This is a genomic window from Vibrio crassostreae, from assembly GCF_024347415.1.
Classification (GTDB): Bacteria; Pseudomonadota; Gammaproteobacteria; order Enterobacterales; family Vibrionaceae; genus Vibrio; species Vibrio crassostreae.
On the sequence record NZ_AP025477.1, the window covers coordinates 1,790,401 to 1,815,898 of the forward strand.

General features: G+C 45.4%; 18 protein-coding genes. 14 read left to right on the forward strand and 4 right to left on the reverse strand.

Going from position 1 to position 25,498, the window contains the following annotated elements; all coding sequences use genetic code 11:
- The first annotated feature begins 90 nt into the window (after positions 1 to 90).
- The 4 genes from hyi (at position 91) to OC193_RS23665 (ending at position 4,153) form a co-directional block, all read left to right on the forward strand.
- Complete coding sequence (hyi, locus tag OC193_RS23650; RefSeq protein ID WP_048663868.1) at positions 91 to 867, forward strand: hydroxypyruvate isomerase; 777 nt, start codon at positions 91 to 93, stop codon at positions 865 to 867.
- A gap of 37 nt (positions 868 to 904) precedes the next feature.
- Positions 905 to 1,801 carry a 2-hydroxy-3-oxopropionate reductase gene (locus tag OC193_RS23655; RefSeq protein WP_048663867.1) on the forward strand — a complete coding sequence of 299 codons (897 nt, stop codon included), beginning with the start codon at positions 905 to 907 and terminating at the stop codon, positions 1,799 to 1,801.
- Positions 1,802 to 2,061: 260 nt separating this feature from the next.
- A complete protein-coding gene (locus tag OC193_RS23660; RefSeq protein WP_048663866.1) occupies positions 2,062 to 3,372 on the forward strand; it encodes a glycerate kinase type-2 family protein in 1,311 nt (436 codons plus the stop codon).
- 163 nt (positions 3,373 to 3,535) lie between these two features.
- Positions 3,536 to 4,153: a TetR/AcrR family transcriptional regulator gene (locus OC193_RS23665; RefSeq protein ID WP_048663865.1), complete on the forward strand. Its 618-nt coding sequence runs from the start codon at positions 3,536 to 3,538 to the stop codon at positions 4,151 to 4,153.
- Positions 4,154 to 4,215: 62 nt separating this feature from the next.
- On the opposite strand, the gene OC193_RS23670 is transcribed toward OC193_RS23665, so the two are convergent.
- On the reverse strand, positions 4,216 to 5,466 hold the full coding sequence (locus OC193_RS23670) for a sensor histidine kinase (protein WP_053083654.1): 1,251 nt from the start codon (positions 5,464 to 5,466) through the stop codon (positions 4,216 to 4,218).
- A gap of 56 nt (positions 5,467 to 5,522) precedes the next feature.
- Positions 5,523 to 6,221 carry a response regulator transcription factor gene (locus OC193_RS23675; protein WP_048663863.1) on the reverse strand — a complete coding sequence of 233 codons (699 nt, stop codon included), beginning with the start codon at positions 6,219 to 6,221 and terminating at the stop codon, positions 5,523 to 5,525.
- A 193-nt stretch (positions 6,222 to 6,414) separates the two neighbouring features.
- On the opposite strand from OC193_RS23675, the gene OC193_RS23680 reads away from it, so the two are divergent.
- From OC193_RS23680 to OC193_RS23695, 4 genes are all read left to right on the forward strand, one after another.
- Positions 6,415 to 7,248, forward strand: a complete 834-nt coding sequence (locus OC193_RS23680; RefSeq protein ID WP_048663862.1) for an efflux RND transporter periplasmic adaptor subunit — start codon at positions 6,415 to 6,417, stop codon at positions 7,246 to 7,248.
- A 2-nt stretch (positions 7,249 to 7,250) separates the two neighbouring features.
- Positions 7,251 to 10,313 (forward strand): efflux RND transporter permease subunit, encoded by a 3,063-nt coding sequence (locus OC193_RS23685; protein WP_048663861.1) that lies wholly within the window; start codon positions 7,251 to 7,253, stop codon positions 10,311 to 10,313.
- Between the two features lie 194 nt (positions 10,314 to 10,507).
- Complete coding sequence (locus OC193_RS23690) at positions 10,508 to 11,944, forward strand: amidohydrolase (protein WP_048663860.1); 1,437 nt, start codon at positions 10,508 to 10,510, stop codon at positions 11,942 to 11,944.
- 274 nt (positions 11,945 to 12,218) lie between these two features.
- On the forward strand, positions 12,219 to 12,962 hold the full coding sequence (locus tag OC193_RS23695; RefSeq protein ID WP_048658929.1) for an oligogalacturonate-specific porin KdgM family protein: 744 nt from the start codon (positions 12,219 to 12,221) through the stop codon (positions 12,960 to 12,962).
- A gap of 120 nt (positions 12,963 to 13,082) precedes the next feature.
- On the opposite strand, the gene OC193_RS23700 is transcribed toward OC193_RS23695, so the two are convergent.
- Positions 13,083 to 13,727: a MurR/RpiR family transcriptional regulator gene (locus tag OC193_RS23700; RefSeq protein WP_048658930.1), complete on the reverse strand. Its 645-nt coding sequence runs from the start codon at positions 13,725 to 13,727 to the stop codon at positions 13,083 to 13,085.
- Positions 13,728 to 13,898: 171 nt separating this feature from the next.
- Between OC193_RS23700 and OC193_RS23705 the strand changes: the two genes are divergently transcribed.
- The 6 genes from OC193_RS23705 to manA all read left to right on the forward strand — a co-directional run bounded on the left by OC193_RS23705 (position 13,899) and on the right by manA (position 22,787).
- Positions 13,899 to 15,302, forward strand: a complete 1,404-nt coding sequence (locus OC193_RS23705) for a PTS fructose transporter subunit IIC (protein ID WP_048658931.1) — start codon at positions 13,899 to 13,901, stop codon at positions 15,300 to 15,302.
- Positions 15,303 to 15,385: 83 nt separating this feature from the next.
- Positions 15,386 to 18,043: a glycoside hydrolase family 38 N-terminal domain-containing protein gene (locus OC193_RS23710; protein ID WP_048658932.1), complete on the forward strand. Its 2,658-nt coding sequence runs from the start codon at positions 15,386 to 15,388 to the stop codon at positions 18,041 to 18,043.
- Between the two features lie 11 nt (positions 18,044 to 18,054).
- On the forward strand, positions 18,055 to 19,755 hold the full coding sequence (locus OC193_RS23715) for an alpha-amylase family glycosyl hydrolase (protein WP_048666219.1): 1,701 nt from the start codon (positions 18,055 to 18,057) through the stop codon (positions 19,753 to 19,755).
- 3 nt (positions 19,756 to 19,758) lie between these two features.
- A complete protein-coding gene (locus OC193_RS23720; protein WP_048658934.1) occupies positions 19,759 to 20,379 on the forward strand; it encodes a fructose PTS transporter subunit IIA in 621 nt (206 codons plus the stop codon).
- Positions 20,380 to 20,392: 13 nt separating this feature from the next.
- Positions 20,393 to 21,556 (forward strand): glycerate kinase, encoded by a 1,164-nt coding sequence (locus tag OC193_RS23725; protein WP_048658935.1) that lies wholly within the window; start codon positions 20,393 to 20,395, stop codon positions 21,554 to 21,556.
- Positions 21,557 to 21,599: 43 nt separating this feature from the next.
- Positions 21,600 to 22,787 (forward strand): mannose-6-phosphate isomerase, class I, encoded by a 1,188-nt coding sequence (gene manA, locus OC193_RS23730; protein WP_048658936.1) that lies wholly within the window; start codon positions 21,600 to 21,602, stop codon positions 22,785 to 22,787.
- A gap of 164 nt (positions 22,788 to 22,951) precedes the next feature.
- On the opposite strand, the gene OC193_RS23735 is transcribed toward manA, so the two are convergent.
- The gene (locus tag OC193_RS23735) at positions 22,952 to 25,348 is read right to left on the reverse strand and encodes a hypothetical protein (protein WP_048663858.1); all 2,397 of its coding nucleotides are present in this window, start codon (positions 25,346 to 25,348) and stop codon (positions 22,952 to 22,954) included.
- Between the last annotated feature and the right edge of the window lie 150 nt (positions 25,349 to 25,498).

Consider the following 25,498-nt stretch of genomic DNA (forward strand, 5'->3'; position numbering starts at 1 on the left):
CTGAGGTTTAGCCCTACGGAAAGCCTCCGATAGAGCGAGGCTTTACTACAAACAACCAGATTTTTACAGATAAAGCATAAGGACAGAGTCATGGCAAAATTTGCAGCAAACTTGTCAATGTTATTCACGGAAGTTGATTTTATGGACCGCTTTGAAGCTGCCGCAGAAGCGGGCTTTCAAGGTGTGGAATATCTTTTCCCTTACGCCTTTGATGCTGAAGCAATCAAAGCAAAGCTCGACGCTAATAACCTAGAGCAAGTGCTATTCAACCTGCCCGCGGGTGATTGGGACGCTGGCGACCGTGGTATCGCGGTCGACCCTGCACGAGTTGAAGAGTTTCAAGCGGGCGTACCTAAAGCCATCGCTTACGCAAAAGCACTCGGCTGTACTCAAGTGAATTGCTTGGCCGGGATTGTTCCGCAAGGTGTGACCCAACAAGACGCGCAATCAGCGTTTGTGATTAACCTGCATTACGCGGCAAACGCGCTAGCAGCAGAAGGCATCAGCTTAGTGATAGAAGCGATCAATACCCGCGATATTCCGGGCTTCTTCTTGAACACCACTGAGCAAGCCAAAGCGATCATTAAGGAGGTTGGGAGCGATAACCTTTCTATCCAATACGATATTTATCACATGCAAATTATGGAAGGCGATCTTACGCCGACCATGCAACAGAACATTGGTCAGATCGCACACGTGCAACTGGCGGATAATCCAGGCCGACACGAACCGGGTACCGGAGAAATCAATTACCCATTCGTGCTCAATTATCTTGATGAGCTTGGCTATCAAGGCTGGGTTGGCTGCGAATACAAGCCAAAAACAACGACGACAGAAGGCCTTGGTTGGCTACACCAGTACCGTTAATTGCGTCTGGTAACCCTCAAACGTTAAGGAGAACAACATGTCTAAAATTGCATTTATCGGAACTGGCATCATGGGTAAACCTATGGCGAGTAACCTTCAGAAAGCAGGTCACGATTTGATTCTGTCGGATCATTTTAATGCAGCACCTGCCGATCTTGTGGCAGCAGGTGCAACGGTCTACCACTCACCAGCAGAAGCGGCAGAGGCGGCGGATGTCATTATCCTAATGGTGCCTAATACGCCTCAAGTGGAAGATGTCCTGTTTGGTGATAGCGGTGTCGAGCAAGGCCTAACGGCGGGTGGAGCGGCTGGAAAATTGGTTATCGATATGAGTTCAATCTCGCCAATCGCGACCAAAGCGATTGCCGCACGAATCAACGAAGGTGGTGCGTCATACCTAGATGCTCCAGTGTCAGGTGGCGAAGTCGGTGCTATCAATGCTGCGCTGACTATCATGGTTGGTGGTGAGCAAGACGCCTTTGATAAAGCACGTCCGCTATTTGAAACCATGGGTAAAAACATCACGCTGGTGGGTGATAACGGTGCTGGCCAAACGTGTAAGGTTGCGAACCAGATCATCGTTGCTCTGAATATCGAAGCGGTATCCGAAGCCTTAGTATTTGCCTCAAAAGCCGGTGCTGATCCAGCACGTGTACGTCAGGCACTATTGGGCGGCTTTGCCAACTCTAAGATCCTGGAAGTGCACGGCGAGCGTATGGTTGAAGGCACATTCGACCCTGGCTTTAGAATCTCACTACACCAGAAAGACCTTAACCTTGCGCTAACGGGCGCACAAGAGCTAGGGGTTGCACTGCCAAATACGGCTAATGCTCAAGAGTTGTTTGGCGAGTGTGCCGAAATGGGCGGTGAAGGCTGGGACCACTCTGCACTTATCCAAGCAATAGAGAAGCGTTCTGACCACTCGATTCGTTAACCTCGTTTTAATGATGAATACGGGCTGGCATCGTATGTAATGTCGAATAGTGAATCTACTTTACGCCTCGACAATACATCGATGAGTAAGCCCACCAGTTTCAAACAGTTTGTTTATAAATCGCGTAGTTTCGTCTCCTTTTATACGCGTTCCTGATACGAGGCAGAGGTTGAAGTTGTTCCTTTCCAACTTGATCTTAGCAGGCACCCTTTGGCCTTGTATCGGGGTTCTTTTTTTCTCCGTCAACTAAGGAGTGGCTGATGGACATTGATGCTAAGCAGTTTCTGCAAACCCTTTTCTCAAGTGCTGTTAATCAGGCGCTACCTAAAAATCACATCGAACCTTTTCTTCCTCAAGACATTTTTTATCGCTCTGCTAACCAAGCTGGGCGAACTGTGGTGATAGGAGCAGGAAAAGCAGCCGCATCAATGGCAGCTGAGCTTGAAGCGGTTTGGCAGGCAAAGAAACAACAAGACCTTGCGTTGCGTGACCTTGAAGGCCTGGTGGTGACTCGTTATGAGCACACCGCCCCTTGCGAACATATTGAGGTGATTGAAGCGGCGCACCCAGTTCCGGATGCGATGGGCTTAGAAGTAAGCCAACGTATGCTGCAATTGGTGAGTGACTTGAGCGCTGACGATACGGTTATTTGCCTATTGTCTGGCGGCGGCTCTGCTTTGTTAAGTCTGCCCGGTGGTGACATCAGCTTGGCAGAGAAGCAACAAATCAATAAAGCACTGCTTAAATCTGGCGCGGCTATTGATGAGATGAACTGTGTGCGTAAGCATTTATCGTCAATCAAAGGTGGGCGACTAGCAAAGGCCGCTTACCCAGCAAGAGTCGTCTCATTGGCGATTTCAGATGTGCCGGGTGATGACATCAGTGTGATTGCATCGGGCCCAACCGTACCAGACACCACCACCCGCTTTGATGCGATGGCAATACTGGAACGTTATCGAATTGAAACACCACCTTCGGCATTTGAATGGTTGAACAACCCAGAATCAGAAACCGTGAAACCAGATGACGCGTGTTGGAAAAACGCCGAGCACCATATTATCGCCACACCAATGTCGGCATTGGAATCCGCTGCTGCAGAAGCTGAAGGCTTGGGCATTCAGGCTTATGTGTTGAGTGATTGCATAGAGGGGGAAGCGCGAGATGTCGCGAAGGTTCACGCTGCGCTGGCTAAGCAAGTGGCCAATCATAAGCATCCATTTGAGGCGCCTTGCGTGATACTTTCTGGTGGCGAAACCACAGTAACCGTTAAAGGCAATGGTCGCGGTGGGCGTAACTGTGAGTTCTTGTTGAGCCTATATAACGAGCTCAAAGGTCAAGACAATATATTTGCATTGGCTGCCGATACCGACGGGATTGATGGTGTGGAAGACAATGCGGGCGCGTGGATTACACCTCAAACATGGCAACAAGGTTCGAGCCTGTCGCTTAAAGCGCAAGACTACCTCGATGCCAACAACAGTTACGATTTCTTCAAGCAAGTCGATGTGCTTCTTACCACGGGCCCGACGTTGACTAACGTGAATGACTTCAGAGCGATATTGATTCTTTAATTTGGACAGTTCAAACGCAGGGTATGGAATGGTCGCTTCTTAACAAATAGAGCGACCATTTTATTGTTATCAATGCTGTGACCTTGAGTTCTGAAATTATCTTCTGGACTAATGAAGCACGTTGATTACTATGATTTCAGTAACGAGCTGTAAAGGATGCAATATGTCTAGGATCAGACAAAAGAATCAAGATTTAATCATCGAAGTCGCGTGTGAACAATTCGCCACTCATGGTTATGCCGCAACAAAAATGGCCGATATCGCAAAAGCGGCCGACATTCCCAAACCTAACGTATTCTATTATTTCAGCTCTAAAGATAAGCTCTACAACGCTGTGCTTGAAACCGTCACTCAACCTTTACTAGAAGCGTCTCGTCCGATTGAAGAACTCAGCGATCCTGTTGAAGCCTTGTCTCAGTATATTCAAACCAAGCTGATCATTTCTCGCGACCATCCACACGCCTCTAAAGTGTTTGCCAATGAAGTGATGTCCGGCGCGAAAGTGTTACCAAAAGAGATCGGTGACGAGCTGTATAAACAATCCCAGATGATCCTCGATAAGTTCTCAACTTGGTCGGCGCAAGGCTTAATGGATGACGTCCCTGCACACCACCTGATGTTTACCATCTGGGCAGCCACCCAAACCTACGCCGATTTTGGCTGGCAGATTTGCAGTGTAATGCAGAAAAAGCAGCTCGATGATAAAGACTATGCCGATGCCGCTGAGTTCATTACTCAACTGGTGATTAAAGGCTGTGGTGTGAAAGGAAAGGCGGAGTAGTTTATTGCTCAGATTCATTAAAAAGGACATCACTCGATGTCCTTTTTTGTTTTTGGCGGCTGTTAATGAGACTTCCTTTCGAAGACGGCGGTACAGCCAGAGTTGTTTGGTGTCGAATCTGAATGCGTGTTATCAATCAGCATTGAAGTCCAGCCATAGCTGTCACCGATACGTTTAACGATGATAAGGCCAAGGCCGTGTTCCGTTTTGGCATCTTCGCTCAGGCCTGTTCCAGTATCAGAAACTGAAATGGTATTTGAGTTGATGGTTACCGTGATTTTACCTTGCGTGGTAAATCGGATCGCGTTTTCAATGTAGTTCTTCAGCACCATGTTCACCAGCGCTAACGGCATGTTGAGCTTGGTGTTTGGTTCAACATTCAGAACTAACTCCACGCCAGCCGCTAGCATGCCGCGGTACTTCGATATATCGATAGATTCTTGGTTAATCGCTGTAAGTGTTTTGTCCGTTGAAGAGTTCTCTTGTTTAACAATGCTCAGCAGCACTTCAACGGTTGCGCTCATGCCATTGGCTGCGCCCAGAATACGCTCACGTTGTTTGGTTTGAAATGCTAGGTCGTTAGGCTTCATTGCTTGAAGTTCCGCTGCGCCTGTGACAATCGAGATCGGTGTTTTTAATTCATGGCTCGCGTATTTGGCAAACATCATCTCTTGCTTGGCAAGCCTGTCTTTCATTTTTGAGTAGCTGTTGAGGTGCGAGGTGAGCATCTGCAGCTCATCAACCGTGCGCTCCGGCACTTTGAAGCTGTCTGACTCATGTTTACTGAGTTGAGTACTGAGATCGGAAATTGGCGCCATTAGCTGATCAAACACTCGTTTAAGGGTTGCTCGTAAAACGACGATCAAACTTAGCATCAATAGTGTTGAGATTATCATTAGTACACCCCAACTATCGTCCCATAAATCCATCTCAAAAGAGCTGATGGTGATGTAAGTCGGAATCGTTTGTCCTTGGTCTTCGAAAGTAAAGTAGTAAACGACGACTCCAGGGATAAGCATGTGCTCTTCAGAAAGTCTAACTTCAAAGTACTGGCGAGCTACCGTATCAATAGCCATTGGTGGCAGCTTTTTCAATTGGTCGGTAAAGTCGCCTTTACCATAATAAACCGTCACGTTGTCCGAGAGCTTTAAGCTGCCTTCAGGGGATAGTTGATGGTAGAACTCCTCAGCTACGCCTTTGAATGATTTGAGGTGGTTTTCGATTTGGGCTTCTTCCTGCCAAACCAAGCGAAGCGAGAACACGAAAAACACTACACATGAAGAAACCAAAGCGATGACCGAAAAGGTACGCATGGTACGGATTCTGACATCCTCGATTGAGTTTCCTAACTTAGTTCGAATCTTCATCTTTATTGAGACTCACTATCAGACAAGATTAATTGAAAACCGTGTTTTGGAATTGTTTTCAGCATTGGAAAGTCGAACGGTTTATCGAGCACGTTTCGTAGCAGGTAGATATGGCTGCGGAGTACGTCTTTATCTGGAATGTCCTCGCCCCACAGCATGTATATCAAGCTTTCACGAGACACGACGCCACCTTGAGCTTTCACCAATTCTCTCAGGATCTGAAACAAGATAGGTGTCAGGGTTAGGGGTTGCTTATCTCTTGAGGCTGTGTGGGTTTTCTCATCAATCGTTACCTTGCCATAGCTCAAGATCTTTTGAGCAACCAAGCCTTTATTGCGTTTGATAAGTGCTGATAGACGAGCCTCTAATTCTGGAAATTTAAACGGCTTAGTGACAAAGTCATCGGCTCCAGAATTAAAGCTACTCAATAGGTCCTCTTGGCCATTCAATGCAGTTAGCATCAAAATCGGTGTCGTTATGCCATTTTGACGTAATTTCGAAGCCACCTGCATTCCGTCAAGCTTGGGTAGCATGACATCTAGGATTATCGCATCGAAGTCGTTTTGCATTGCTAGATTGAGGCCTTGTTCGCCATCGGAAGCATAATCTGCAACGGCCTCTTTAACCTCTAAGAAGTCGGCAATAATGCCTTGAAGTTCGATATTGTCTTCAACAACCAAAATACGACTGCGCTCAAGCATCTGTCTCACCTAAAGATTTGCCCCTATCAACAATGTAGCCTATCTAAAATTATGTCGAATTTATGTCTAATTGATAGTGTTGAGCACAAAAATACAACGTCATCCGATTATTTTTAAATGTCGAATCCACTTCGACTTAAATTCGACAAAGTGAATTTAACAATAGCCCTCGTCAATAGGTGAGGGTTGAATTATGAACACTAAAATTATCGCGCTTGCAGCTCTTCTTGGAGTTTCTACAGCTCAAATATCACTAGCTCAGGCAACCGAGCTAATCGGTCACGTTCAAGGTCTGAACAAACACAGTGTGGTGGCAGAGGTGCCCGGTGTCGTTGAGATGAATAACCTTGAAGTGGGTGACGCCGTAAACCAACAACAAATACTGGCTCAGATAAAAGCCGATGATTTTAAGTTTAGCGTCAATAAGGCTAAAGCCAATCTTGTTCTGGCCGAGGCGGACCTTGCGCTACGAAAAGCAACCTATAACCGCTATCAAGCTCTTATTAAGAAAAACAGCCTGTCAGTGGGGGAATTAGATACGGCAAGAGCGAAGTTTTTGAGTGCCAAAGCCGCGGTTTCGGTTGCTCAAATTGATTACCAACAGTCGCAAGTGGATCTCGAAAACACTCAGATTGAGTCCCTAATTTCGGGTTACATCTCCAACAAACCAACGCAATCAGGGGCTTGGGTGAGCGAGGGAGATTTGCTCTATGAAGTGGTCAACATCGACAAAGTGACTCTGTCGTTTATGGCGAGTGAGTATGACTTAAAGCACTTCACTGTTGGTCAAGAAGTGGTGGTGTGGTCTGAAACCAACCCAGAGATAAAAATGGAATCTAACGTGCAGCGCATTGGTGTCGAGATGCAGAATTTGACCTACCCAGTATTGGTCGAGATCACCAACCAAGGCCATGAGTTTAAGCCCGGCATGTCGGTTTACGCTTCGACAGATCTTTCCATTCAAGGCATCACAACGGCTCAAGTCGCATTGGATCAAGCAACATCAAACGAAGGTAAAGGGCAGTAACGATGAACTTCTTAGCATACTTCGCGAATCGTCAGTTTTTGGCCCGTATCATCACAGTCATGGTGTTGCTAACGGGCGCTATGTCGTTAATGCAGCTCAATTTACAAGAGTACCCAGATGTTGCGATGGACACGGCGGAAATTGAAACCAGTTATCCCGGTGCAACAGCTCAAGACATTGAACTGAACATCACCAATCCTATAGAGAAAGAACTTCGCTCTGTGGATGGCATTGCCTACTTTTCGTCTGAATCTTCAGAAGGGCGTTCTTTTATCGAGGTTGAGTATTTGCCCGGTGAAGATGCTGCGGTGATCTTACGAGATATACAGCAAGCGGTAGACCGAGTCGGGAACCTGCCGAAAGACATTGATTCGCCGCCAGTTGTGACTCAGCAGAAAACCTCTTCTTTGGATGTGTATCACTTTGGTGTGAGCCTATCAGAAAGCAACACCGATCCCGCTTCATTGCAGCACTACGCGTATCAGTTAGAAAAGAGAATCAACAACCTTGGTGGCGTAGGTTCTATCAAGCTTTCTGGTTTTAATGAGCGAGAGTTTTGGGTTGAAGTAGACCCTGAAAAAGCACGCCGTTACCAAGTCGCCTTTGATGATATCAGCACCGCGATCGAGCAGCACAACCTGTCGCAGTCGGGCGGATTTGTTGAATCATGGAGCCAAGAGCAGAAGATCGTCACCATGACTAAAGTGGCGTCGGTCGATGATGTGTCTAACATCGTGATTAAGGCGCTGGATTCTGGTCAAGTCGTTCGCGTGTCTGATGTAGCGAACGTTATCGATACTTTCGCGCGAGCAACAGAAGATCCGGTGATGAGCGGTAAGCCTGCGGTGATTTTCTCTATCACAAACAGTGGTAGTGCCGATGTAACTGCTACTATCGACAGTATCAAGGCTCTGTTAGACCAAGAAAGCGAACGCACTGGCGGAAAATTCATCTTCCAAACAAGTCTAGATCTTGGTAAAGACATGGGCGAGAAGTTCTCTATCGTGGCAACCAACGGTGCGATAGGTTTAGTGCTGGTTCTACTGATCTTGAGCATGATCCTACAACGTCGTGTCGCTTTCTGGGTGTCGGTTTCTATTCCGTTTTGTGTGTTTGGTGTGATGATCGTTTTGCCTATTATGGGGCTTAATTTAGACAGCATCACGTTGGCTGCACTGCTGTTGGTGATAGGCATTATCGTCGACGATTCAGTGATCATTGCCGAAAGTATTTTCCAAGAAAAGGAAGCGGGTAAAAAGGGTGTTGATGCTGCGGTATCTGGAACGCTAAAGGTGATTAAGCCGTTGATGGCGAGCCTAGTGACCACTGCCTTAGTGTTTATCCCAATGATGTTTATTCCTGGCACCATGGGCAAGGCGGTTGCGGTGATTCCGATTACCGTTATTGCAGCACTTGTGTTCTCATTCATTGAATGTACTCTCACGCTGCCTGCACACTTAGCCTCTGCGAAAGAGAGCAGCTCAAAGGCGCAAAAAAAGGATCGATTTGAATGGATAGCGAACCACTACCTTTCGCTGCTCAATCTCGCTCTGAACTATAAGAAGTCAGTGATTGCATTGGCGTTAGTTGGATTCGCCATTTCTGGTTTTTTAGTCTCTTCGTTGAAAGTGGATATCTTCCCGACAGAAGCGGGAAAATACATTGAGGTGTATACCGAAGTTAAGGCTGGCACTCCGCTAAGCAAGGTGCGAGAAGCCCATCAGTCGATAGAGCAAGCGATTGAATCCCTGCCAGAAACGGAACTGGTCAGCTACGAATTGGTTTATTCATCACCAGTATCACAGGGCACTATTAACCTGACGAACTTTGATCAGCGTAGCCGTTCAGCTGAGCAGATCATTGCATCACTGAATGAAGAGCTAGCGCAGTTGTCAGGTGACATGTTCATCAAGTTCTCAATTGATGCTGGTGGTCCGCCTCCCGGTGAGCCTGTTGAGGTTCGAGTGCTTGGTGGAACAGAGAGTGAACGCAACCAAACCGTTGAGCTAGTGATGGCTTGGCTCGAAGATTACCAAGGCGTGACCAGCATCAACCACAGTGAGGCACTGAAAGATCCTCAACTAAATATTGTTCCTCAATATCACTGGTTGGCGAAATACAATTTGACGGTGAGTGATTTATCGAATGCGCTGCGTGTAGGATTTGATGGTAACAGCGTGACATCCACGTGGCTCGGGGATCAAGAAGTTGATATTCGAGTGGTATTGGACGAGCAATTTCGTGACCTTGAAAAGTTGAAGACCACTAAAATCTACACGGCCGATGGACAGCAAGTACCGTTGAGTCGCTTGGCTATGGTTGAGCAGATAGAAATCCCGCGACTCATCAAGCACTACAATGGTGAGCGCGAAGTTACGGTATCCGCTGCATTGTCTGATGAAAGCATTAGTCCAGTCGCATTAGCCGATGAGCTAGTCACAGAGCTTACAGGTCAATACCCATCAAGCGTGACGATTAACGTAGGCGGTGAAGCTGAAAGCACCAACGAGACGATGAGTGGCTTTATGGTGGTGTTCCCTGCAGCGATGGTGGCGATCTACTTTGTATTGGCGGTAATGTTCAACTCATTACTTCAACCACTGCTCATTATGGCGGTTATCCCGTTTGCGATCATGGCTTCGTTGATGGCATTGGTCGTACACATGCAGCCGATGTCTCTGTTTGGACTGATTGGCGTACTTGGAATGACGGGTGTTGTGGTTAATAATTCTTTGGTGCTGATTAACCGAATCAACGAATTAAGAATTGAAGGTCTGAACGCGATAGATGCAGTGACTCAAGCTGCGGTCAGTCGTCTGCGTCCGATTGTGATGACATCGCTGACCACGGTGGCTGGTTTGCTGCCTCTCGCCTACGGGTTAGGGGGAACGGATGTGTTTATGGGGCCAATGTCGCTTACGCTGGGCTATGGTCTGTTGTTCTCATTGCCTGTCGTACTTTTGGTGATTCCTGCTATGTATGCGTTGTTCTTTTCTAAAGGCTCGGATTCGAGAACTGAGGACAGTTTGCACGTTGAGAACACGTTAAACGCCAAGGAGTCATGAAACGCGGTTTTGTGACCCGTTGTGCAATAACTCATTTAACTTGAAATCGGTTCGATTAGGTATGCCATTTCATTTAAATAACAGGTTATAGTGTCGCAAAAATTAGCGACACTTATTGTTCTTAGAAGTGAATAGCTCAGAACACCAAAGTGAAGCTTCTAACAATATTACACGCACAACATATAGGTTTAGCAATGACGCTTAAAAGCTTGGCATGCACCATCAGCGCAGTTCTACTGGCAGGCTGTGGTTCGACGGTCGCGACTCAAACATACAACGCCGATCTGATCATCACCAATGGACAGGTTCTAACAATCAACTCTGAAATGGATGTGATTGAAGACGGTGTGGTAGTCGTTAAAGATGACCAGATTATCGCAGTCGGTAATGAGGATTTGATTACTCAATATCGCGCTGAAAAGGTGATTGATGCTCAAGACGGGATTGTTATGCCGGGCATGGTCAATGCTCACAACCACCTACCTATGATTGCATTTCGTGGTTTAGGCGAAGAGGGTATTTCGAATCGCCTGTTTGCGTACTTCTTCCCGCTAGAAGCCGAAAAGCTTAGCCGTGAACTGATTTACAACGCGACTAAGCTTGGCTCTATCGAGTTGGCGCAAAGTGGTGTAACAACTTACGCTGACATGTATTACCACATGGATGAAATGGCAAAGGCGACCAAAGAAGTCGGCCTGCGCGCCGTGCTCGGTGAAACCGTGATTAAATTCCCTGTGGTTGATGCCAAAGAACCTTATGGCGGCATCGAGTATGCCAAGGGCTTTATCGAGCAGTACAAAAACGATGAGTTAATCACACCCGCTTATGCACCACATGCGGTGTACACCGTGAGCAAAGACAAGCTGCAAGAAATCAATAAACTGTCGGCTCAATACGATGTACCTGTGTTGATTCACGTTGCTGAATTCCCGAATGAAGAAAAGCGCATCAAGGACGAAACCAAAGCGGCATCACCAGTCGAATACATGTACGAAATTGGTGTGTTGGATGAGCGAGTCGTGATTGCGCACGGTATCCACCTTTCAGAGAACGACCAAAAGCTATTGAAACAGGCCGATGCGGGTATCTCATACAATCCAATGGCTAATGCCAAGGGTGCGACGGGAATCGCACCTGCGTGGGAGATGTACCGTGCTGATATGCGAATCGGTTTGGGCACAGACGGTCCTATGAGCTCGAACCAAGTCGATATCATGCGTACGCTAAGTTACGCAGCAAACATGCAACGCTTAAAGCATTCTGACCGTACGATCATGATTCCTGAGCAGGTGATTGAGATGGCAACATTGGGTGGTGCGAAAGCCCTACATATGGAAGACCAAATCGGTTCTCTTGAAGCAGGTAAGAAAGCAGACATCGTGATTGTAGAGACAACATCGGCGAACATGATGCCAAATTACGACCCATACGCGACCTTGGTTTACCAAGCGAATCCGAGCAACATCGACACCACTATTGTTAACGGTCAAATCGTAATGGAAAATCGAGTGATGCAAACCGTTCAACTGGATGAAATACGCCAGAGCGTCGATGAGTTTGAAACAGATATTAAAGCGTTTGCCAAAGAGCTTTCTAAGAAAGCGATTAAGTCGAAGAGCTTGATGGATTAGGCTCATTTAGCGTTCAATGTTACTTGTCAATTGTGCTTAATCAGAACTGACGGGTGGTTAGGTTACCGTCAGTTCTATCATCTGTTTTTCTGGAAGAATTGCTCACGGTTTACGGTTAAAGCTCGTTTGGATACTGGTTTTGAATGTGACCAATCTTCAAGTTGAACCGTGATACATCGAATGTACCACAATACTTTTTACTCATTGAATACCTCAGTTTTATAGTGGCGGCGACGTAAAAACTCGTCCCTCTAATAAAATATAAAGGTTGAAAATGAAAACCCAAGTCCTACTTTGTTCTACTCTTATTGCCCTTTCTTCAATGCCTACTTTTGCCGGAGAAACCAAGTTAGATGTGCGTTTTGGTCATAACACGGCATCTGATATTCGTGATAGCCGTGTCAAATTCATGCATACTTTTGATACAGGTTTCTACTTTAGTGCGGAGGCTGCTCAGATACATAATGATGGTTACTTTGCCGGTAATGATTCAAACGATGAAGATAAAAATGGTCTAAAAGCAGCCGCTCAAGAATTTGAAGCAACTTACAAATTTGAAATTAATGACCAGTGGTATTGGGCTCCAGGTCTGGTGACGGTCACCGCTCCAAACTGGACGGAATATCGCCCTTATCTAAAGTTGGGAACAAGCTTCGAAAATGGCGTGTCTTTAACTGGTCGTTACCGTTACAACTGGTCTAACGATGCAAATGGCAAAGACTATCTAGACGGCAGCGGCACGACTCGTGGCGCGTCTAATCAGTTTGATATCTGGCTATCAAAAAGCTTTGGTGACGTAGGTTTAATGTATAACCCTCGTTATCGTTATCAAGATGGCGTCGATCAAGGGACGGGTCGTGACGATTATTGGGAACACACGATAATGGTTAACTACCAGATTAATGAAACTTGGACACCATACATGGAGCTTGTCTCTGTCGATGAAACTTACGTGGATTCTAATGGTAATCGAGAAAATGACTATGCGGTGCGTCTAGGGTTTGTCATGAACCTTTAATTTAGCCGTTCTAGAACAAGCTATGTCCTTGAACATATATCGATTCTTGGGTATGTGTGGAATCCAAAAGAGCAGCCATTGAGCTGCTCTTTTTTGTTTGAGAGAACTGAAAGGTTGATATTAAAAAGTCAGCAGTTCTTTACCTATTTGATCAATGATTTGCAATGTGTGTATCTGAGACTCCCTGCCATACAAAGAAATACCATCTACCTGCTCCTCCAACGCGACGTTTAAGTGACAAACTTGGTCGAGAGTTGATCCATTGTGGCTTATCCCTAGTACCTTGAGCCCTTTTCGTTTTGCATTCTGTGCCATTTCTATCACAGCATTAGTCTCGCCAGATTTACTGATAAGCAGCAGGGTGCCGAGCTCAGCTCTAGTCAGTTGATGTATGTCTGTGATCACCAGATGAGGCACATTGGCTAACGACAGAAATCGAGAAAGATAGCTGACACTCACGATGGACGCGCCACGTGAGTATAAATACACCACTGGTGACGACTTGAGTGTATTGGCTACACCAATAATCTGTTGCAGGTTCGTTTCATTCGACGGTTCAGTTACTTGCTGTTTTAGCTCGCTTGCTAACTTGTAACGTAGCTCCGTATAGCTTGCGTAACCCATCTTTTTACAGACACGGTTCACCGAAGTTGTGGTCGTTAAAGCTTTATTTGCAATGGTTTTGGCGGAAATATCTTGAAGCTCACTGGCGTGGCTGATCAAGTATTCATAAATCGCACGTTCTATACCTTGAAATGTGTTCATTGCTCTCAGCTATTATTGAATAGGCTATCAATATTACGCGGGAAAACGAGAAAAATACCATGACTTCAATCACAGATGTATCGTGATACGTCACTTGTACCACGAAACTGTGTCGTCATACATTCCAGCTTCATATACTGGCTGCAGTTGATAATTACAAGGTACTAAACCATGGCTAAGAAAAAACTGGTTGCAGTGACCGCCTGCCCTACAGGCATTGCACATACTTTCATGGCAGCTAAAAAAATTCAGAGTTGGGCTGAGAAGCAAGGCTATGAGGTTAAGGTGGAAACTCAAGGTAGCGATGGTGTTAAGAACAAACTAACGGCACATGACATCGCCACTGCCGACGGTGTTGTATTAGCAGTAGACGTGCCAATTATGGATATGGAGCGTTTTGACAATGCGAACCCACTTCAAGTTCGTACTCAAGAGCTCATTAAGCGTGTCGACGATTTACTCCCTACCGTTTTCTTACGTGGTAAAGAGAAATCGGATGCGGACGTTGAGATTCATGATGAGAAACGATCGGCTTACCAAGTTGCGATAGGCCACATTATGACAGGTATCAGCTACATGTTACCTGTGGTGGTATTGGGTGGCTTGCTGATGGCCGTGGCGAAAATTACTGGTGAGTTTGTTGATATCTCGGGTACGCCAATTGAGACTCTGGATAAGCTTGGTTTTATGACGATCAAGTTTATGTACCCAATCTTTGCTGGTTACCTAGCCTATTCGATTGCGGGGAAACCAGCCCTGATTCCTGCCTTCATTGGCGGTTTGATGACAGACGAGCCGTACAAACGATTTTTCGACTTGGAAGGTTGGGCTCCCTCAGGCTTCTTTGGCGCGATAGCGATTGGCTTCATCGTCGGCTATTTGGTTCGCTATCTAAATGATGTTATTCGGGTAAGAACCGATCTTACAACGTTGAAAACTATGCTGTTAGTGCCTGCAGTGACGGGTGTGGTCATGGTGTTAACGATGGAGTACGCGATTAACCCATTCTTTGGTGCACTTAATCTCGCAATGGTCCATTTCTTTACTGAAGCCGGTGACGCAGGCCGAGGTATCTACTCAATGGTGATAGCTGCCGGAACGGCATTTGATTTAGGTGGTCCGATAAATAAAGCTGCTGGTTCGGTTGCACTAGGCCTCAATGGTATGAGTGAAGGCTTTGACCTAATAGCGCGTGAGCTCGGCATCGTGATTCCACCTATCGGAGTTGGTTTAGCGGCGATGTTAGATGGCAAATTCCGCAAACGTGTGTTTACTCCAGAAGAACAAACCGTAGGTAAAACTTCTTTAATGCTTGGCATGATCGGTATTTCAGAAGGTGCAATTCCGTTCATTCTTAAGAACCCTAAGATGATTCCAATCATGATCCTTGGCTCAGTTATAGGCACTCAATTAGCTGTGGTTCTTAATGTTTTCCAAAGCTTGCCTCTACCCGCTGTTTGGGGGTGGTTCCTGTCTTCAGACCCAATTAGCTACACATTATCTGTATTCGTTGGTTCAGGGTTTATAGCGATAGCACTCTTGCTGTGTACGAAACCTCAGCCGAGCAATGCCTAAGTAGGCTGCCTCATTATTCAAAATTAGAGAGGGGGAGTAAGTACTTCTCCTTCATTCAAATTAAGACAAGTCGAGATAAATCAATGGCTAAAATTCATGTAATTCCGCATACACACTGGGATCGTGAGTGGTATTTTACTCAACAAGACAGTGACGTCTTAGCTGCATACAACTTTACTAAAGTGATTGAAACGCTAGAAGAACAGCCAGAATACAGCTGTTATCACCTAGACGGTCAGTCTTCAATTGTTGAGGATTACCTTAAAGTCCTGCCACACATGCGTGAGCGCTTGGCACAGTTGGTCGTGGATAAGCAACTATTCATTGGTCCTTGGTATACCCAAACGGATACTTACAACGTCGCTGGTGAATCGATTATCCGTAATCTGAAATACGGTATGCACATTGCCGAAAGCTTAGGGCACAGTATGAAGGTTGGCTACTTGCCTGATACCTTTGGACACAACGCGCAAATGCCAACGTTATTTAAAGGCACCGGTATTGATAACATCATCTTTTGGCGAGGCATTGACTACGACCAACAAGTAGAACGTTCGAACTTTAACTGGCGCTCGGCTGGTGGTGATGAAATTTATGCTTATAACTTGGTACATGGTTATGGTGCTGCGAAGAATATGGTTGCAACATCGGAGCATTTAGACAAAAAAATCTTCCCAATGGTTGAGAAAATTAAATCACTTTCTGGTTTGAATGAAGTGCTGATCCCATCGGGTGGTGACCAAGTCAATATTGATCCTGAGCTTCCAAAAACGTTACAGGCAGCAACGCAGCGCTCCCCAGACAACGACGTGTACGCAATCTCATCGATGGAAGCATTCGTTGATGTACTCCGAGCTAACAGTGATAGTTTCGAAACTTACGACGGTGAATTCAAAGTCCCGCGCTATGCTCGAATTCACAAGACGATTGGATCCGTTCGATACGACATTAAGAAGCTTAACTTTGATATTGAGCAGTTCCTAATTAAGAAGCTTGAAGTGGTTGTTGCTATAGCTAAAGCGCAAGGCATCACGGTACACACAGAGCTGATTGATATCGCGTGGAAGAAGATTCTTGAATGCCACGCGCACGATAGCATTGGTGGTTGTAACAGTGATGCGACTAACGCCGATATCATGCACCGCCTCAAGCAGGCTCAAGAAATCTGTCATGGCTTATATAACCTAGTGATTAAAGAGATTGCGAGCAGTTGTCACGATGACGAGTTGATGTTGTTCAACGGACAACTTCAACCTTACACGGGGTTCGTTAAAGCGGTTGTATTCAGTTCGCATGAGAACATCGTCATTACTGATGGTCAACAAGAGTGCGCAATCGAAGTGATCAAACGTGAAACTTTAGATGGTGGCAAGGTCATTGAGGTCACTAAAGATGGTGAGAAAGAAGTATCCGTGCCGCCTTACTACCGTTTTGAATTAAACATTTCGGTGAATGATTTACCTGCTATGGGATATCAGGTATTTGAGGTTCAGAGAAGCAATCAAAGCAACCGAAAAGTTGAAGTACGAGATCAAACATCGATAGAGAACGGTTCGCTTATGTTGACGTGTGAGGGGAGTCAACTTCAATTAGTCGACAAAAATACCAACCGTGTTATTCCTCAACTTCTCACGTTTGAGGAGCAGGCGGACGACGGTGACTCTTATGATTTCTCGCCACTAAGAGGTGATACACCACTTTATAACCAAACGATTGAACTCATTGAGACGCAGATTGGTGACACCGAACAAGTGATGAAGGTACGAGCAACATTAGACATCCCTGTTGATCTTGATGCCCGCGTCGCGAATCAAAATGATCACCAAGCGGTGTTTGATGTGATGTTAACGCTTTGCAAAGATAACCAGCAACTCGTTGTAAGCATTGTCACGATTAACCAAGCAAAAGATCATCGAGTGCGTGTCTTGGTCAATTCTGATGTTCAAACTAACACTTCGATCAGTACTCAGCCATTCGCTTTGATGGAGCGACCTGTCGAACCATCGATTTCTGGTTGGGAGAAAAGCTTCCGTGAGTGCCCAATTGATGTAGAAACCACTGATGGTGCCGTAGCACTAGCCAGCGAAAACAAAGCGCTAGTCATTAATGGCAGCGGCCTTAAAGAGTTCCAAGTTATCAAAGGAGAGCACTCAGACAAGATTGCGCTCACTCTATTTAAATCAACGGGTGTACTTGGAAAAGATGATCTAGCGTGGCGACCTGGCCGAGCTTCTGGCATCAATAATACGGTTGTTCATACACCGGATGCTCAATTACAAAAATCCATGCAATTTAGTTTTGCTCTCGCTCTTACTGAAGATGCGCACCACAGCACGGTGCGTAAGCTAGAGCGCCAATATCTCGATGTGCCGTTTAGCTACCAAAAACAAACACTGAACAGTTTTGAGAATCGATTAGAGCGTTTCCAAGTGCGGTTCGACGCACGTGACCGTTTGGCCTCGTTTAGCCTGTTGTCGATGACTCAAGCATTAGAGTTATCGAGTATTGGTCACTCCTTTTATAAAAAAGAAGCAGTGATTATCCGATTATTTAATCCTACGGATTCGGAAGTCGACCTTGATTTAAATGCGTTTGGGCAATTCAAACAAATAGAGTTGGTGGATTACCGAGAACAGCCAAAATTGTACACAGGTTCTGGAATCGATACTGGTGGACAGAGCTGTGTTGTGAAGCCCAACAACAGTATTGATGTACGCGTAACGTTTAACGTTGCTCGATAAGGATTAAGAACATGATTGAACAAATGATTTTCAATAAAGTTGCTGATATTTATGGCAAAGAGCATGCAAATTCAATTACTAAAGAGATCTTAGCCTTAATTGAGAAATGGAAACCAAGCGCTCCGCAATACGCACCGTGGGTGGATGAACATACATCTTACTTGATTACTTACGGTGACAGCTTTGCTCGTAACGATGAAAAAACGTTGAGTAGCATGAAGATTTTTGCTGATAAGTACCTAAAAGGTTCAATCAGCAACATCCATATTTTACCTATGTTTCCGTACACTTCTGATGATGGCTTTAGTGTGGTCGATTATCGAAAAGTCGACGAGAAATTAGGCGGCTGGGAACATCTCAATGCCTTGTCTGAGAACTTTGATTTGATGTACGACTGCGTGATCAATCACATCTCAAAAAGCAGTGATTGGTTTCAAAGTTACTTAGCGGGCGATACGCAATACCAAGATTACTTTGTTGAGTCTGACCCAAGCCTGGACTACTCGAGTGTTACGCGCCCCCGCGCCTTACCGCTCCTGACACCGTTTAGTAAGGCTTCGGGTGAGACATCTCATGTGTGGACTACCTTCTCTGAAGACCAAATTGACATTAACTTCCGTAGCCCGAAAGTGTTGCTAGAAAGTATCGATATTTTATTGATGTATGCAGTAAACGGTGGCCGTTCAATACGCCTAGATGCCATTGGCTTTATTTGGAAAGTGTTAAATACCACGTGTATTCATTTGCCGGAAGCGCATCAGATTATCCAGCTATGGCGAATCATCTTTGATGAGACGGTTCCTGGCGCGTTATTGATCACTGAAACGAATGTGCCACACAAAGAAAACATTTCTTACTTTGGGCAAGGCAATGAAGCGCACATGGTGTACCAATTTCCGCTTCCTCCTTTGACGCTGCATGCTTTCATGAGTCAAAACAGTTCTGTATTGACTGAACGGGCGAAAGGCCTAACCGAAGAAGCGATGGCCTCACTGCAGCAAGGGAATAAGACAACTTACTTTAATTTCCTTGCGAGTCATGACGGTGTCGGTGTTCGCCCAACGGAAGGGATTCTGACCAACGAAGATCGCTTGTTGATGTGTGAACAGGTTGAGCGTAAAGGTGGCCGAGTAAACTATAAAAACAATAGTGATGGCTCTCAGTCTCCTTATGAATTGAATATCAATTATTTAAGTGCGTTAACTGAAGCTTCCGATAGTGAGGATGACAAAGCGAGAAAATTCTTGGCGGCTCAATCTATCTTGCTTTCATTTATTGGTGTGCCTGCCATTTATTATCACAGTTTATTGGGTAGTGAGAATGATATTAACGGAATGGTTGAATCAGGTATTAACCGCAGAATCAATCGTGAGAAGTTCGATTTAGATGAGTTAGAGGCGGAGTTAGCAGAAGCTGGTTCACTGCGCCAACAAGTTTACAGTCAAATGGTTGAGTTGGTGAGGTTGCGTAAAACTCAACCTGCATTTTCCCCACTTGCGAACCAAAAAGTTCTGTCACTAGGTGACAAGGTGTTTGCATTACAGCGCGGCGAAGGAGATGAATCCATTCGTTTCGTTTTGAACTTAAGTGAGGCGCCGCAAGAGATTTGCCTTGATGCTGGTGGTTATGACTTGATTAGTCGTGAACAGTTAACAAGTGTCTTTACATTGAAACCGTATCAATTTGTTTGGCTAAAGAGTCATAAGGAATAGCGCATGAAACTATCTAACCTAACATCTGAAAACTTGATTCTATTAGATGCGGTATTTGACGATCGATTCGCAGCGATTCAAGCACTGACTGATAAAATTGACCAAGCAGGTAAGTTGACCAATAAACAACAGTTTTTAGATGCAGTTATGCTTCGAGAGAGCGAGGGCCCAACGGCGCTCGGTGAGTATTTAGCAGTGCCTCATGGTAAGTCCACCGCGGTTATTGAACCTACTTTTGCTTGTGCTTTTGTGAAAGATGAGTTGATGTGGCAAGGCATTGATGGTGATGAACCAGTGAATATGATCTTCTTGATTGCCATCCCGCCAGCTGAGGCCGGCTCAACGCATATGGAAGTACTGACTACGTTAACCTCTTCTCTTGTTGATGATGATTTCAGAGAGGAGCTATTGGCTGCTAATTCGACCAAACAAATTATGACGTTGTTTGGTGCTGGCGACGACAGTGTTCAACCAGACCATAACGATGAAAGCGAAGTCACTTCAGAGTCGAGTACACAACCAGACGATGAACCTGAAATGGCAAAAGATATCAGCCAGGTTACCTACCCGGTGGTTCTTGGTGTCGGGCTTCTTATTTCCGCGTTTTTGTTTCTACTGCTTTAGGTGACTTCAAACGATGAAAATAGTGATTGCACCAGATTCATTTAAAGAGTCGTTAACGGCTAAACAAGTTTGTGACGCTGTTGAGAAAGGCTTTTCTGAAGTGTTTCCACAGGCTCAATATGTTCATCTTCCTCTTGCTGATGGTGGTGAGGGAACGGTTGACATATTGATGCAAGGTTTAGAGGGCGAGATACGACTTTCGCCTGTGACCGGGCCGCTAAAGTTAGATTCACTCGACTGTGGTGTGACGGCTCAATGGGCGCTACTTGATGACGGCAGTACTGCCTTAATTGAAGTGGCGGCGGCATCAGGCTTAGACCTGCTCGATGTTTCTCAACGTAACCCTGCAGTGACCACTACCTATGGTACTGGCGAGCTAATATGTGAAGCTTTAGATCTAGGGGTGAGCAAAATAATGCTTGGCCTAGGTGGTAGTGCAACCAACGATGGCGGGGCTGGTATCGTACAGGCCTTAGGTGGAAAGCTACTGGATCGCGAAGGTAACGAATTACCGAAAGGCGGTGCTGCGCTTTCTAATCTTGCCCGCATCGATTTGTCTGGTGTTCATCCCCGTTGTAAGCAAGTGGAATTCATAGTGGCATGCGATGTTGCGAACCCACTTGTTGGGGTTAATGGAGCTAGTGAGGTGTTTGGTCCTCAAAAAGGAGCGTCTTCAAGTTTGATTGCTGAATTAGAGCGTTGTTTATCTAATTTTGCCAACGTTGCTTACTCAATAACGGGTGTCGACCGTTGTTCTAGTGCTGGGTTCGGAGCTGCGGGTGGGACCCCTTTGGGTGTCTCCTTGTTATTTGATGTTCAAATTAAGCCTGGAATTGAGATGATTTTAGATGCGTTAGACGCAGATAAGGTTCTAGAACAGGCAGAGCTGGTGATTACGGGCGAGGGTCAAATGGATAACCAAACCCTGCAAGGTAAAACGCCATTTGGCATTGCTAAGCGAGCTAAGGCGAAGTCGATTCCAGTGATTGGAATTGCAGGTTCTTTAGGTTCTGAAATCGATGATTTATACGCCACAATCGACAGTGCTTTTGCCTCCGTTCGCTCACCGCAAAGTCTTGAACAAGTGCTTCAAGAGGCGAGTATGAACGTGACTCGAACGTCTAGAAATATCGCGGCTACCCTCAAGCTGGGCGCGTCAATGATTAATACTAAGTAGTTGACTATGTTTGATTACTTGCAAGTGATACAAAGAAATATCTATGTCTTTATTTAAATTAGATAATGTTATTCAACATTACCCGTGGGGAAGCAAGCAGTCTATTTCTGAACTGTTTGATATTCAAAACCCTAACGCCGAGCCTCAAGCTGAGATTTGGATGGGGGCTCACCCTAGAGGCTGCTCAAGAGTTGCTGATACAGGTCAGTTGCTATCGGAGGTTTTAAGCCAAGACTGCAAGGGAATGTTTGGGGAATACACGGAAGCAAGGTTCGGCGAGCTACCTTATTTGTTTAAAGTTCTTGCGGCAGAAACCCCTCTATCGATACAAGTACACCCAAGTAAGAAAAAGGCCCAGCTTGGTTTTGAACGAGAGAATAAGCTAGGCATTAGTTTGGATGCATCGAATCGAAACTACAAAGATCCTAACCATAAACCTGAGCTGGTTTATGCGCTGACTTTCTACAAAGCTATGAATGGTTTTAGGCCTATTCAGCAAATTATAGAGCTGTTTAAAGAAGCAGAGATTAGCGCACTGGATATTGAAATATCAGCACTAGCAATTAATCCCAACAGCGAAGGTTTGAAAGTGTTTTTTACCTCGGTGATGACACTTGAAGGTGAGCGAAAAAAGTTAGCGTTAGAGCAGTTGTATTCAGCTTATGAACGTAGACCGAAGACTGCTATGGGGCGTGAAGCATTACAGTACAGCAAAGGCTTTGAACAGCATTATGTCGATGATATTGGTTTGTTTTCGCCACTCATGTTGAACACAATCGAGCTTGCACCGGGTGAAGCAATGTTTTTGCATGCCGAAACCCCGCATGCTTATATCGAAGGCACTGGGCTAGAGATTATGGCGAACTCAGATAATGTGTTACGTGCAGGTCTCACTCCTAAGTTTATCGATGTACCTGAATTGATTGATAATACGTGTTTTGAAACGACGGATATCGAAGGCATCAAACTGAAACCTATCGAGAAAGAAGACAAGTTGAGCTTCCCTATACCTGTTGATGATTTCGGCTTCGACATCTTGTCAGTGAGCGAAGAGATCAGCCAACAGTATCTACGGAGCGCAGAGATTTTATTTTGTATCGGTGGTGAGGTAACGATTTCAACTAAAGAGCACAAGTTAATGCTGAGTTCAGGCGAGTCAGCGTTCATCAGTAACGATGCTGGAATGTATGAATATCAGGGACAGGGAATACTTGCTCGAGCGTACAACTAAGTCGAAATCTGGCTAGCTGTTCAGTGCCGAGTTGTTATTACTCGATCTATCTAGTCAAGTTAACAAGGCCGACATCATGTCGGCCTTTTTTGTTGCTGGCTTATCCCCTTAACCTTGGTTCCGCTGATGAAAGCAACGCTTCGGTTAACTAAAGTAGCACTTAGCTAATTAGAGCAGCTATTGCCATTCGGGATACCGCTGCCTAAGAATTCGACGCGAATCTGTTCGACATCTTTTAGATATTGGTTGTTGGCTTGGTCTGTCTCATCGAAATTGTTGAGTGTGACATTCCATGAGGTGAATGGAGTAGGTTGGAAGTACGCGTATTCAAACTTATTCGCTACGGCACCGTCGGTGATGATGCTGACATCGTTGGTGGTTGGATCATCTATTCGGTAGTAGAACGCACGAGACACGGGGTTTGAGCTGAACTGATAATCTTGGTTTTCATATCGATCGGCATAGTTGCCTGAACTGGAGACTCGCAGATTTAGTTGTTTGCCATAAGGTAAGTTTCCACCCTCTAAGAACACTCGTACCGTGGAAAGCCTAACGCGGTCAAATGAACACAATTGGACTTGCTCTAGTGGAATAGAGAAATTTAGCTGTCCGGTTGTTGCAAAGTTCTCTAGTTGTTCTGGGCTAGAAATAGTGTAGTTATCGATGGTGAAATCTTGTGGCGCGGGTTGGAAAGAAGATAGAGCATTCACATACTCACTTTCGATGGACGCCAAATCAAATTGGTAGTCCAAGTAGCTTTTGTTCAGAGATGGCGTGATCTCGCTTGGCTTCAATGCCCAGTATTCGTATGCCTGAACATAGTTAGACAACGCAACGAACATCGGGCGTTTGAAGTGCATCAACACTCTTGATAGTTCACGTTCAATCGAATCGAAGCTGTCGGTGTCTACTTGATAACCCTCAATAGCATCATTTAGTCTTTGTTGTTGATTGATGGTTACGTTGTTAGTTAACAGTAAGTCGACCAGCTTTGCTTGCTCCTGAGCGAAATTAAGCTGGGTGATGTTAATCGCCTTGCCGAGTAGTACCTGTTTTTCTAGCTCAAGTAAGTACTGCCTTGTTCCTTTAATTCCCAAACTATCGGCATATCTTAAGTTACTGCGGATCTCGGTGATCATCAGATCCCACGCTAGATTACTTTCATTGATAGTTGGGATGTTGAAGTTAAAGCCATCCATCGCTTCCGATATCTTCTGGAACTTGATGGTTGATTTAATATCCGCGGTGAGCTGAGAGATACCAGAAATCGTTTTGGTGACGCTATCAATAATGCCCGTGACCGACTTGATATTGGTGACGAGGTTTTTGGCTTTTTCTAATGCTTCTGGGGTTTTAGCCAATTGCTCGGTTAGGTCATTCACCCCAGAAAGGTTACCTGTGAACACGCCACTCACTGCGCTACCAATCTCAGCGATTGCTTTGAAAATCGCCAGTGCAGCGTTGAGTTGCTGCTGGGTTTTCCAATTCTCGACGCCAACTAAATAAGTCGTTCTTGCATCGAGAGTCACTAACTCCTGAGCTTTGTATTGGTTATCTACCTCGGTCAGGCTATCGCCTATTTTGTCTATGTTGGATTGGGTTTGTGTGATGATCGAGCTTTGAGCGCGAAGAACGTCTTCAATGTTAGCGAGCGCTAACTTAGCGGCTTCTATTTTGTCTTCAATGACGGTGTTTCTGTCTTGAATAATGTCCCATTGAGCTTGATACGCGACCATCGCATTCAGGTACGCTTCGTACTTGTCTTGGTAAAGTACTTTGTCGAGATAAGGAACGTAGTGGCTCTCTTTGGTGCTGAAGTTAATGAATTGCTTGAACGCGACCGTTTGCAAGTACAGGTCTGAAAGAATCGGGTCGTCTTCCACCACAGAACCTGAGTAACGTAGGCTCTGCTCAATCCAGTTGATAAGGTCGAGGCTAAGTTCTGGGTTGGTGTCGAACAAGCTGGCAGCCATATCAAAAGAGCGATTAATTATGTCGGTAAAAGGTTCGGTAGCCAGTTTCATTTGCCCGGTAATGTTTGAGTCGATGGTGGTTCTTCGGTAGTGCTCTCCTGCTAAGACAACGGATTCACCATCTCCTGTATTTCCTGTTAGGGCGTCTCGTGTAATGCTGCCATCGCTTTGGAAAGCGAGCACATTAATCGGTGTTTCTATTTCACCAGCAATCACAGAAATCGATGCTGCAGAACCTTGTTGTCCGAGCACAAACGTTGGCGTACCTGGACCAACAATTTTGCGCGCAAAAATCAGGATGTTTTGGTTGTTTACAAGTAAGTTGAAGTTCTCTGGTACTTCGATGGTGTCTGCAAACACGACGATTTTTGAAGGGTTGGTGACGTATAGGTTCTGTTCCGCTATCCAATCACTGAGGTTGATGTGCAGATCGGATGTTGAGCGAGACAATACGCCAACATCTGAATAGGCCGATTGAACCCAAGTTGGGTATTCAGTTGAATTGGGTAAATTGTTCAGTTCAAGCCAGTCGCTAGAAAAAGCCTGTGGAGAAAATGAAAGAGAAATAATAATAGGTAGAAGTCTCATATTTATATCCTGTCGAAATTAGTATTCGCCAAATTTTTGGTAGCAGAAGCCAACACCTTAATTTTCATAAGGTGCGGCTTACTATTCGGAGGGTTATTTGGCTATCTCGTTATATTTTTAGCTGTCTCGTTTGCATATAGCGCTGCTTTT